The organism is Streptomyces phyllanthi (assembly GCF_009377205.1).
In the GTDB taxonomy this organism is placed as follows: Bacteria; Actinomycetota; Actinomycetes; order Streptomycetales; family Streptomycetaceae; genus Streptomyces; species Streptomyces phyllanthi.
Window position 1 is genome coordinate 1 of record NZ_VJZE01000336.1, and the last position, 10,279, is coordinate 10,279.

Genomic DNA, 10,279 nt, shown 5'->3' on the forward strand with positions numbered 1-10,279 from the left:
CTCCCCCGCCGGCCCCGCCCCCGTGGTCCTGGACGTCTGGTGCGAACTCCAGTGTCCGGACTGCCGCAGCGCCCTCGACGACCTCCGCGCGCTGCGCGCCCGCTACGGCGACCGGCTGGAACTGCGGCTGCGGCACTTCCCGCTGGAGAAGCACAAGCACTCCTTCGCCGCCGCGCAGGCCGCCGAGGAGGCCGCGGAACAGGGCGGGGTGTGGCCGTACGTCGAGGCCGTTCTGGGCCGGGTCGAGGAGCTGGGCCGCAAGGGCGAGCCCTTCCTCGTCGAGGTCGCCCGTGAACTGGGCCTCGACGCCGAGGAGTTCGACACCGCGCTGATCGACGGCCGGCACATCCTGATCGTGGACGCCGACCAGGCCGAGGGCAAGGCGATCGGCGTGACCGGCACCCCGACGTATGTCATCGGCGGTGAACGACTCGACGGCGGCAAGAGCCAGGAGGGTCTGCGCGAGCGCATCGAGAAGATCGCCGACCGGCTGCTGGCCGAGAGCGCGCCTGCCTCGTAGGGCTCGTCCGGCACCCGGCGGGGCTCCGCCAGGGCCCGCGTGACCGCGTACGCCTCAGAGCAGCTGCTTGTAGAAGTGGTGCGCGGTCGTCCGGTACCCCAGTGACTCGTAGAGCCGCTCGGCGGGGGTGTTGCCCGCGAAGACGTTGAGGGACACGCGGTCCCTGCCGCCCGTCGCCGCCTGCTCCTCGGCGAGGAGCATGAGGGTACGGCCGTGCCCCCGCCCCCGGTGTTCCGCTTCGGCCTCCACCTCCAGCACGTACGCCGTTTCGGGCCACAGCCCCAGCCACAGGACGCCCACCCGGGTCCCTTCGTGCTCCAGGACGCTGATCAGGGTGTTCTCCGTGGCCAGACCGTCCGCCAGGTACTTCGCGAGCCCCCCGTCCGCCCTCGCGTACGCCTCAGTGGCGGGGATGCCCGTCCCGACCAGGCTGCGGGCGAACTCCTCGCGCTCGTGATCGCGCCAGGCACCGTACTCCGCCTCGGTCATACGACGGGCGGCACTGCCCGCGGGCAGTTCGGGCGGGGTGCCGTCGAGGCGCTTGGTCATGTGCCGGGAGAGCGGCACGTACCCGAGCGCCGTGGCGAGCCGGAGCGCGGCACCGGCGTCGTCGGGCACGGAGACCTCGATCCGCCGGCAGCCCCAGCCGCGCAGCACTTCCTCGGCGGCGAGCACGGCCACCGTGCCCCGGCCGCCCCTGCGGTCGGGCTCGTCGATGCGCAACTCTTCGATACGAGCGACGGAGGACCCGTGCTCGGCGCGCGTGATGAGGCGTATGCCGCCCACGGGACGGCTGTTCACGCACACCTGGTAGTGGCGTGAACGCGTTCCGTCCGCGGCGTGCTGAAGCGGCTCGGTCGGCCGCAGGGTGGTGGTCATCAGGGGTGTTCTACCCGCGCCACGGCCCGTCGTCATCCGAGAATCGCAAGGCTCCGCCGGAGAGTCGCGGGGCTCTACGGATCGAGGTCGTTCCCGGCCCGCTCGTCGAAGATCCGCATCGCCTTGACGGTCACCGGGCCCGGCGCGCCCGGGAGTTCGCGGGCGTCGACCCGGTGGACGGACTGGATGTCGCGCAGGGTGGACGTCAGGAAGACCTCGTCGGCGCGGTCCAGGACGTCCAGTGGCAGCTCGGTCTCCCGGGCGCCCGTCCACTCGACGGTGAGCGCGCGCGTGATGCCCGCGAGGCAGCCGGAGTCGACCGGTGGGGTGTGGATCTCGCCGTCGAGGACCACGAAGACGTTCGAGCCCGTGCCTTCGCACAGCTGCCCGACCGTGTTGGCGAACAAGGCCTCGGACGCGCCCTGTTCGCGCGCGCGGGCCAGGGCGACGACGTTCTCGGCGTACGAGGTGGTCTTGAGGCCGGTGAGGGCGCCGCGCTCGTTGCGTGTCCACGGGACGGTGACCACGGCGGTGGAGTCGGGGCGCCGGTGGGCCTCACCGAGGGCGACGACGAGCGTGGGCCCGTGGTCGCCGCGCTCGGAGCCGAGCGGGGAGACACCACCGGTGTACGTGATGCGGAGGCGGCCGAACGGCATCGGGTTGGCCTCCAGAACGGCGCCGCAGGCGCGGCGCGCCTCGTCGAGGTCGGGCTCCGGCAGTCCGAGGCCGCGGGCCGAGCGGGCCAGCCGGTCGAGATGGCGGGTCAGCGCGAACGGCCGCCCCTCGACCGCCTTGACGGTCTCGAAGACGCCGTCGCCCACGGTCAGCCCGTGGTCGAGGACGGAGACGCGGGCGGCCTCGATGTGCTGCAGTCCGCCGTCGAGCCAGATCTTCACTGATTCCTACCTCGCGGGAAAGTGTCGGATGCGTCGTCCGACGTGTCTCTTCGGCCGGGGGTCCGGGGGTTGTCCCCCGGATGAGCACAGCCCGTAACGGTCCTCCCACTCGCCCCGTACTCCCCCGACGCTACCGCGAGCAGCCTGGCCGCCTTCAGCTCGGTCTCCCGCCACTCCGCCCCGGGGTCCGACCCCCAGGTGATGCCGGCGCCCGTACCGAAGCGCAGTACGCCTTCCTCGCGGTCGATCCAGAAGGTGCGGATGCCGACGGCCAGCTCCCCGGCCTGCCGGTCGGCGTCGACCCAGCCGATACCGCCGCAGTACGGGCCGCGCGGCGCCGTCTCCAGGGCGGCGAGGATCCGCAGGGCGCTGGACTTGGGGGCGCCGGTGACGGAGCCGGGCGGGAAGGCCGCGGCCAGCAACTCGGGCCAGCCGGCGCCGTCGCGCAGTTCGCCGCGCACGGTGGAGACGAGGTGGACGAGGCCCGGGTGCTTCTCTACGACGCACAGCTCCGGGACGGTCACGGAACCCGTGGCGCAGACCCGGCCGATGTCGTTGCGGACCAGGTCCACGATCATCACGTTCTCGGCGTGGTCCTTCTCCAGGAGATCGGCCTCCGTGCGCCCGGTGCCCTTGATCGGTCCGGACTCGACGACACGGCCCTCACGGCGCAGGAAGAGCTCGGGGGACGCCGTGGCGATCTCCACGCCGTGACCGGGCAGGCGAATCGTTCCTGCATACGGTGCCGGGTTGCCGCGCGCCAGCAGCGCGGTCAGCGCGTCCACGTCCGCGCCGGGCGCGACGGGCGCGGACAGGACCCGGCAGAGGTTCGCCTGGTACACGGCGCCGGCCGCGATGTGCTCGCGTATACGCCGCACCCCCTCCGTGTACGCGGCGCGGTCGAGGGACGACGTCCAGTCACTCCCGGCGGGCCCGCTCCACGCCCCGGGGACGGCGTCGGGCACCGGCTCCCGTCGTACGTCACGGAAGCGGGCGCACACCAGACGCCCCTCGAAGTCGGCCGTGACGGCCCAGAAGCCGGAGGACTCCAGGGCCGCGGGATCACTGGTCACATCGGTGAGACCGGTCGCGACGAGGTCGCCGAAGCGGGCGAGAGGTGGCAGGTCGAGCACGCAGTCGAGTCTAGGACGGGCCCGTCGCGGGCCGCTCCGAGCAGGTCCTGAAGCGGACGTACCGCAGCACGCTGCACAAACGCGTTTTTGTACTGGCCCGGGAATCCGCTAGAGTTCATCACGTCGCCGCGACGCGCAAGCGAAGCGGAAACGACAAGCGGACGTAGCTCAGTTGGTAGAGCGCAACCTTGCCAAGGTTGAGGTCGCGAGTTCGAGCCTCGTCGTCCGCTCGAAGGAAGTCAGGGATCTTCCCAAGACCCTGCACTCCTGGTGGAGTGGCCGAGAGGCGAGGCAACGGCCTGCAAAGCCGTCTACACGGGTTCAAATCCCGTCTCCACCTCCAAGGACGATTAGCTCAGCGGGAGAGCGCTTCCCTGACACGGAAGAGGTCACTGGTTCAATCCCAGTATCGTCCACTGGATCTTTCAGCACGTACGAACAAGATCCGAACCCGCGCGATTAGCTCAGCGGGAGAGCGCTTCCCTGACACGGAAGAGGTCACTGGTTCAATCCCAGTATCGCGCACGCAGCACCCACGGCCCCCGGGCCGTGACCCCGAGGACGATTAGCTCAGCGGGAGAGCGCTTCCCTGACACGGAAGAGGTCACTGGTTCAATCCCAGTATCGTCCACGCACCGAAGCCCCCGGCCGTCTCGTACGGCCGGGGGCTTCTTCGTGTGGCGCAGCCGGGAACTCAGCTGGAGAACAGCATGTGGCCGAAGCTCTTGTGGCGCTTGTGGCCGTAATGCCCGTGGTGGCCTCCGTGCGGGGCGCCCCAGGCGGGGGCGGGAGCCGCCGGGTACGCCTGCGGTGCGGCCGGGGGCGGCGGTGCGGGCTGCGTCCACTGGGACTCCAGCCGGGTCAGCGACTCCAACTCGCCGTAGTCCAGAAAGATCCCACGGCAACCGCTGCACTGCTCGATCTGGACGCCGTTGCGGTTGTACGTGTGCATGGGCGCATGGCACTTCGGACACTGCATGGTTCGGCTCAACTCCTCCGCCGTTCGGTGCTGCTTCGCGTCTCGCCAGGACAGACACTGCCCGGCTTCGGTCGGTTGCACCCTACTTCGTGGAGCCTTGCGCCAACTCCGGGGGGACGGTGACCATTCGCTCACAGGCGTCGATCACGGCCTGCTGCACCTCGTCCAGGGGCCGGCCCGCGGCCACGGACTTGGCGACGGCCAGGGCAGCCGTCTGCACGGTGAGGGCGCGGGCCGGGACGTCCAGGGCGGGCCAGGGATCAGCGTCGGCCGGGACCGCGGGGCCGCCCTCCCACTGGTACGCGGACAGGAAGCGGAGCCACTCGTCGGGCGGGAGCAGCCCGCAGGCGAACCAGGCGGCCGGACGGGCCAGATCCCAGGCCGGTACGCCGACTCCGAGGTCGTCCACGTCGATCAGCCGCCACGGTCCGGTGCGCGTGGGGTGCCGTACGAGCTGGCCGAGGTGCAGGTCGCCGTGGCACAGGGTCCTGGTGTCCGGCATCGGGGCCTCCCCCCGGGCCCAGTCCGGAAGGGCGGCCCACGCCCGCAGGATCGGCCCGGCCGCCGGATGCGGGCCGGCCGCCCGGAGCCGCCCGATCGCCCGGGCCGCCTTGGCCGGGCCGCGCATCGGCGGGAGTTCGGGGGGCGCGGGCACCTTGTGCAGCCGGGCGAGCAGCACGGCCGCCTCCTCCCAGGGGGCGTCCTCAGGAGCCTCGGGATCGACCGGCGTGCCGTACGGCCAGAAGGTCACGAGGCGTCCGTGGAGGTCCACGCAGGTGGAGCGGAGGGGCGCCAAGAGGATCTCGGGGAGTTCGGTGGCGACACCGAGCCGGGAGGACAGCTCCGAGGGGTCCGTTCCCGGCGCGTGCGCCTTCGCGACCGTGTCTCCGTGCCGGACCACCGTGCCGTCGTCCCGCTCGGCGAGCACGGCGTCGGCGTGGGCGCAGGGCCCGCCTTGAGGATGAGCCGCACCACGCGCCTTGGCGGTGAGGGCGGGCAGTACGTCGGCTGTCACTGGGCTCCATGGGGCAGTAGTCGGCTTGGCTCTTGAGCCTACGCACCCAGCTCGTCACCAGGTCTTTCGCCCAGGACGTCAGCAACCATCAATTGAGGAACCACGACGGCGAGAACCAGGTCCACGAGAGCGGCGGCGGTTCGGCCGCAAAAACAACGCCCGCGCAGCTCCCCAGCTGCGCGGGCGTCTGTGCCGTCCGCCGCACCCCCGTCCCCACGGGGTTTCATGGGTGGATGTCCCCGCCCGGACCGCTCTTCCGGGCCTGGGGTCGCCGCTCAGCGCCCCAGCATCACGCCCACGGACGACGCTTGTGTGACCACTGCCTCCCAGCCGCCGAAGGCGTACACGAGCAGGGCCGCCAGGGGGAGGACCATCGCGGTCGCCACCAGGGGGTGGCGACGGCCCGCGCGGCGGGCGCGGAACGAGGCGCCGTACGCCTGCCCCTGCGTGCGGACCAGCGTCCGCGGTGCCATGTGGGCCATGGTCCCTCTCCTGACCTGTCGGTGTTCGTCGTTGGCAGCGGCGGGTGCCTGACCTCGGGGGACGAGTGCTGCACCCGCCGCTTGACCTCAAATCTAGGCGCGCGGCGGGTACCGGTCGTCATGCCCTCGTACCGATTGACGGGCCTCCCGGAGGATGAGCCATCACCTGGGACGTACTCCCCTGGGTGGAGACGGGGACCTAGGTCTCAGGGTCTTCCCGGAGGGGAAGCCCGGTGTGTCCCTACTGTTCCGGGCCGTCCTCTCGTGGAACGGGCTGCTCCACCAGGGCCAGCACGCGGTTCGCCATGAAACGGGCTGTCCGCACCACCGATCCGTTGCGCGTGACTTCGCTCACTTCCACCACACCCCGGCGTACCGCCGTCTCCACCCGGCGGCCCGCCCTGCTCGCCACCACCTCGTAGGTGCGCGTCGTGTCCCCGGCGTCCACGACTATCTCCACACGGTCACCCTTCACGGGTTCAATCCCCCTTCTGTGACGGGTCGTTGGAGTCATGGGCAGCCCAACGCCGCCCCGAACCCCTGTTCCCTGACCACCTTTCAAGTTTTCCCACCCGGCACTGACAATCGATCGGGCCGTGAGGGCGCGGCCTCTGCGCGGACCCGGCCGTGGAAACGTAAGCTGTGCCACGTCACACGGACCGGGCAGCGGGGATGAACATGGCGATGATGCGCCTGAGGCGCGAGGACCCGCGCGTCGTCGGCTCGTTCAGGCTTCACAGACGGCTCGGCGCGGGCGGGATGGGCGTTGTCTACCTGGGCTCCGACAAGCGGGGACAGCGGGTCGCGCTGAAGGTGATCCGGCCGGACCTGGCGGAGGACCAGGAGTTCCGGTCACGGTTCGCGCGCGAGGTGTCGGCGGCGCGGCGTATCCGGGGTGGCTGCACCGCCCGGCTGGTCGCCGCCGATCTGGACGCGGACCGGCCGTGGTTCGCCACGCAGTACGTGCCCGGGCCGTCCCTGCACGACAAGGTCGCCGGGGAGGGGCCGCTGTCGGCCGCCGACGTCGCCGCGGTCGGTGCCGCCCTCTCCGAAGGGCTGGTCGCCGTGCACGAGGCGGGTGTCGTCCACCGTGACCTGAAGCCGTCCAACATCCTGCTCTCCCCCAAGGGTCCGCGGATCATCGACTTCGGGATCGCGTGGGCCACGGGCGCCTCCACACTGACCCATGTCGGCACGGCCGTCGGGTCCCCCGGGTTCCTGGCGCCCGAGCAGGTGCGCGGAGCGGCCGTCACTCCGGCCACGGACGTGTTCTCGCTCGGCGCGACCCTCGCGTACTCGGCGACCGCCGACTCCCCCTTCGGGCACGGCAGTTCCGAGGTCATGCTGTACCGGGTCGTGCACGAGGAGCCCCAACTGCACGGTGTACCGGACGCGCTGGCCCCGCTGATCCGCGCGTGTCTGTCGAAGGACCCGGAGGAGCGGCCCAGCACGCTCCAACTGTCGCTGCGCCTCAAGGAGATCGCCGCGCGCGAGACCCAGGGGCTCGTGGACATCCGTCCACCCGCGCCGCGTCCGTCTCCCGACCGGCCGTCGGGGCGGATCACGGAGCAGTACGCCGAGCAGCGCACCCAGCGGCGCCCGCAGAGCCCACAGGGCACTCCCCTGCCGCGTACCGGAGGCGGGGCCCGTACGGGCGGCTCGTCGTCCCGGACCGGCGGCGGCCCGCGGTCGGGTGCGGGAGCGGGCTCGGGGTCCGGGGCCCGTCCGACGCCCCCGCGCAACACCGCCCGGTCCGGTGGCAGACCCGTGTCCCGCGGTGGCGGGCGCCCGGGACCCCGTACCAACGGAACCGGCAGGCGGCCCGCCAACCCGCGGCTGCTGCGTCAGCGGCTCATCGTGTTCGTCGTGGTCACGCTGCTGGTGGCCCTGGGCATCGCCGCGGCCCAGGGGTGCCAGGGGCCGCCGCGCGGTCTGGACGGCGACCGGGGCGTACGGGAGGACGTACGGCAGGAGCAGCCGTACGAGCCTCTGCGGGGCGAGTTGATGAGCGAGCGGTACGAGTCGACGCTGGAGTCGGAGGGCGGCTGACTCCCGGGCCGGTCGCGGAGCGGCTGACGCCCGAGGTCGATTCGCGAAGGGGTGGGGCTCGCAGCCCGGCCCGGAGAGCGGGTGGCGCTCAGGCCGGGTGGGCGTCGGCCGGTGTTCCGGGTCAGGGCTGTGGGCGGCCCGTCGCCACCGCGTAGAACGCGACCGCGGCCGCCGCGCCCACGTTTAGCGAGTCCACACCGTGGGCCATGGGGATGCGCACCCACTCGTCCGCCGCGATCAGGGCCTGCCGGGACAGGCCGTCGCCCTCGGCGCCGAGCATGAGGGCGACCCGGTCCATCCTGTGCGGTGCCGTCTCGTCGAGGGTCTTGGCCTTCTCGTTCGGGGTGAGCGCGAGGAGGGTGAACCCGGCCTCACGGACCGACTCCAGGCCCTTGGGCCAGGTGTCCAGCCGCGCGTACGGCACCGCGAAGACCGCCCCCATGGAGACCTTCACGCTGCGGCGGTAGAGCGGGTCCGCGCAGTCCGGGGAGAGCAGGACCGCGTCCATGCCGAGGGCGGCGGCCGAGCGGAAGATCGCACCGATGTTGGTGTGGTCGTTGACCGACTCCATGATCACGACCCGGCGGGCCGTCCTGAGGAGTTCCTGCGCCGTCGGCAGAGGCCTGCGCTGCATGGACGCGAGGGCGCCGCGGTGCACGTGGTAGCCGGTGACCTGCTCGGCGAGCTCGGGGCTGACCGCGTACACCGGGGCCGGGAGCTCGTCGATGACGTCGCGCATGAGGTCGACCCACTTCGCGGACAGCAGCATCGAGCGCATCTCGTAACCGGCGTCCTTCGCCCGCCTGATGACCTTCTCGCCCTCGGCGATGAACAGGCCCTCGGCGGGCTCGCGCTTGCGGCGCAGCTCCACGTCGGTCAGGCCGGTGTAGTCGCGCAGGCGCGGGTCGTCGGGATCCTCAACGGTGATGAGTTCGGCCACAGGGTGATACTGCCTTGTCCTGGGTGCGGTGCCAACGGCTGGGAACGGGTTGTGTTACCCGGGGTTACTCGGGTGTGACCGGGTGCGCCACCGCAGGGGTCTTCGGGCCCACGCTCACGACCTCGCCGATGACGATGACCGCCGGGGGCTTCACGTCCTCGGTGCGGACGGTCTCGGCGACCGTGGCCAAGGTCGCGTCCACGCGGCGCTGGGCGGCCGTCGTGCCCTCCTGGACGAGAGCGACGGGGGTGGCGGGCGACTTGCCGTGCTCGATCAGGGTCTCGGCGATCCTGCCGATCTTGTCGACCCCCATGAGGACGACGAGGGTTCCGGTCAGCCGGGCGAGGGAGGGCCAGTCGACCAGGGAACGCTCGTCGTCGGGCGCCACATGGCCGCTGACCACAGTGAACTCGTGGGCGACACCCCGGTGGGTGACCGGGATGCCGGCCGCGCCCGGCACCGAGATGGAGCTGGAGATACCGGGCACGACCGTGCAGGGGATGCCGGCCTGGGCGAGAGCCTGGGCCTCCTCCATCCCGCGGCCGAAGACGAACGGGTCGCCGCCCTTCAGACGGACCACGGACTTCCCTTGTTTCGCGTGCTCGATGAGCGCGTTGTTGATCGCCTCCTGCGCCATGAAACGGCCGTACGGGATCTTCGCCGCGTCGATCACCTCGACGTGCGGCGGGAGTTCGGCGAGCAGGTCACGCGGGCCGAGGCGGTCGGCGATGACGACATCGGCCTCGGCGAGGAGACGGCGGCCGCGAACCGTGATCAGGTCCGGGTCGCCGGGGCCACCGCCGACGAGGGCGACGCCCGGGGTGCGGGTGCGGTGGTGGGGCGCCACCAGGGTGCCGTCGCGGAGGCCCTCCACCACGGCGTCGCGGATGGCGGCGGTGTGGCGGGGGTCGCGGCCCCGCGCGCGCGTGGTGAGGACGGCGACCGTGACGCCCTCGCTGTGGCCGGTGGCGGGGGTCCAGGCCGTGGCGGCGTCGGCGTTGTCGGAACGGACGCACCAGACGCGCCGCGTTTCGGCCTCTGCCGAGGCCTGCGCGTTCGTCTCCGGGTCGCTGGTGGCGATCAGCGCGTACCAGGCGTCCGTCAGGTCGCCCGGCTCGTAGCGGCGCCTGGCCCAGGTGATCTCGCCCGTGTCCGCCATCGCTTCGACGGAGGGGGTCGCCTCCGGGGATACGAGGAGGATGTCGGCGCCTGCGGCGATGAGGGCCGGGAGGCGGCGCTGGGCCACCTGTCCGCCGCCGAGGACGACCACTCGGCGGCCGGTGAGGCGGAGACCTACGGGGTAGGCGGGGTGTTCGGCCATGAGAGGTGCGGCTCCCTGCGGGGCTTTCGGGGGTGGGGTGCTGCGGCTCTGAAGCGCCCCTGACG

At 72.0% G+C, this 10,279-nt stretch carries 11 protein-coding genes and 5 tRNA genes; 7 read left to right on the forward strand and 9 right to left on the reverse strand.

The genetic code is table 11. The features are described from left to right. A partial coding sequence (locus FNH04_RS32985; RefSeq protein ID WP_152789529.1) for a DsbA family protein occupies positions 1 to 520 on the forward strand: 520 nt, incomplete at its 5' end. A gap of 54 nt (positions 521 to 574) precedes the next feature. Here FNH04_RS32985 and FNH04_RS32990 read toward each other — a convergent pair. The 3 genes from FNH04_RS32990 to FNH04_RS33000 form a co-directional block, all read right to left on the reverse strand. Continuing rightward, entirely contained in the window at positions 575 to 1,399 is an 825-nt protein-coding gene (locus tag FNH04_RS32990) for a GNAT family N-acetyltransferase (RefSeq protein WP_152789530.1), read from the reverse strand. Between the two features lie 74 nt (positions 1,400 to 1,473). Beyond that, positions 1,474 to 2,295 (reverse strand): aminotransferase class IV, encoded by an 822-nt coding sequence (locus FNH04_RS32995; protein WP_322724525.1) that lies wholly within the window; start codon positions 2,293 to 2,295, stop codon positions 1,474 to 1,476. Further along, the gene (locus FNH04_RS33000) at positions 2,292 to 3,428 is read right to left on the reverse strand and encodes a chorismate-binding protein (RefSeq protein ID WP_322724526.1); all 1,137 of its coding nucleotides are present in this window, start codon (positions 3,426 to 3,428) and stop codon (positions 2,292 to 2,294) included. The genes FNH04_RS32995 and FNH04_RS33000 overlap by 4 nt, the downstream gene beginning before the upstream one ends. Before the next feature lie 157 nt (positions 3,429 to 3,585). Between FNH04_RS33000 and FNH04_RS33005 the strand changes: the two genes are divergently transcribed. The 5 genes from FNH04_RS33005 (at position 3,586) to FNH04_RS33025 (ending at position 4,059) form a co-directional block, all read left to right on the forward strand. After that, positions 3,586 to 3,658: transfer RNA gene (locus tag FNH04_RS33005), tRNA-Gly, on the forward strand. A 39-nt stretch (positions 3,659 to 3,697) separates the two neighbouring features. Next, positions 3,698 to 3,771, forward strand: a tRNA-Cys gene (locus tag FNH04_RS33010). Position 3,772: 1 nt separating this feature from the next. Continuing rightward, positions 3,773 to 3,844 (forward strand) — tRNA-Val (locus FNH04_RS33015). A gap of 37 nt (positions 3,845 to 3,881) precedes the next feature. Beyond that, positions 3,882 to 3,953: transfer RNA gene (locus FNH04_RS33020), tRNA-Val, on the forward strand. 34 nt (positions 3,954 to 3,987) lie between these two features. Then, a tRNA-Val gene (locus FNH04_RS33025) sits at positions 3,988 to 4,059 on the forward strand. A gap of 63 nt (positions 4,060 to 4,122) precedes the next feature. Here FNH04_RS33025 and FNH04_RS33030 read toward each other — a convergent pair. From FNH04_RS33030 to FNH04_RS33045, 4 genes are all read right to left on the reverse strand, one after another. Then, positions 4,123 to 4,407: a TFIIB-type zinc ribbon-containing protein gene (locus FNH04_RS33030; protein WP_152789531.1), complete on the reverse strand. Its 285-nt coding sequence runs from the start codon at positions 4,405 to 4,407 to the stop codon at positions 4,123 to 4,125. Positions 4,408 to 4,489: 82 nt separating this feature from the next. Then, positions 4,490 to 5,422 carry a phosphotransferase family protein gene (locus tag FNH04_RS33035; RefSeq protein WP_322724528.1) on the reverse strand — a complete coding sequence of 311 codons (933 nt, stop codon included), beginning with the start codon at positions 5,420 to 5,422 and terminating at the stop codon, positions 4,490 to 4,492. Positions 5,423 to 5,697: 275 nt separating this feature from the next. Further along, positions 5,698 to 5,904 (reverse strand): hypothetical protein, encoded by a 207-nt coding sequence (locus tag FNH04_RS33040; protein WP_152789532.1) that lies wholly within the window; start codon positions 5,902 to 5,904, stop codon positions 5,698 to 5,700. A gap of 241 nt (positions 5,905 to 6,145) precedes the next feature. Then, complete coding sequence (locus FNH04_RS33045) at positions 6,146 to 6,379, reverse strand: hypothetical protein (protein WP_322724530.1); 234 nt, start codon at positions 6,377 to 6,379, stop codon at positions 6,146 to 6,148. Between the two features lie 197 nt (positions 6,380 to 6,576). On the opposite strand from FNH04_RS33045, the gene FNH04_RS33050 reads away from it, so the two are divergent. Continuing rightward, positions 6,577 to 7,953, forward strand: coding sequence for a serine/threonine-protein kinase (locus FNH04_RS33050; protein WP_152789538.1), 1,377 nt, complete (start codon positions 6,577 to 6,579; stop codon positions 7,951 to 7,953). Between the two features lie 121 nt (positions 7,954 to 8,074). On the opposite strand, the gene FNH04_RS33055 is transcribed toward FNH04_RS33050, so the two are convergent. Both FNH04_RS33055 and cobA read right to left on the reverse strand, forming a co-directional pair. Next, entirely contained in the window at positions 8,075 to 8,893 is an 819-nt protein-coding gene (locus tag FNH04_RS33055; RefSeq protein WP_322724532.1) for a TrmH family RNA methyltransferase, read from the reverse strand. A gap of 64 nt (positions 8,894 to 8,957) precedes the next feature. Then, positions 8,958 to 10,214 carry a uroporphyrinogen-III C-methyltransferase gene (cobA, locus tag FNH04_RS33060; RefSeq protein WP_152789534.1) on the reverse strand — a complete coding sequence of 419 codons (1,257 nt, stop codon included), beginning with the start codon at positions 10,212 to 10,214 and terminating at the stop codon, positions 8,958 to 8,960. Positions 10,215 to 10,279 lie beyond the last annotated feature (65 nt).

Bases quoted from the DNA above. Each gene is read 5' to 3' on its own strand.
- FNH04_RS33040 (WP_152789532.1), bottom strand. From the start codon at position 5,904: ATGGCCCACATGGCACCGCGGACGCTGGTCCGCACGCAGGGGCAGGCG.
- FNH04_RS33050 (WP_152789538.1), top strand. From the start codon at position 6,577: ATGAACATGGCGATGATGCGCCTGAGGCGCGAGGACCCGCGCGTCGTC.
- cobA (WP_152789534.1), bottom strand. From the start codon at position 10,214: ATGGCCGAACACCCCGCCTACCCCGTAGGTCTCCGCCTCACCGGCCGC.
- FNH04_RS32990 (WP_152789530.1), bottom strand. From the start codon at position 1,399: ATGACCACCACCCTGCGGCCGACCGAGCCGCTTCAGCACGCCGCGGAC.
- FNH04_RS33030 (WP_152789531.1), bottom strand. From the start codon at position 4,407: ATGCAGTGTCCGAAGTGCCATGCGCCCATGCACACGTACAACCGCAAC.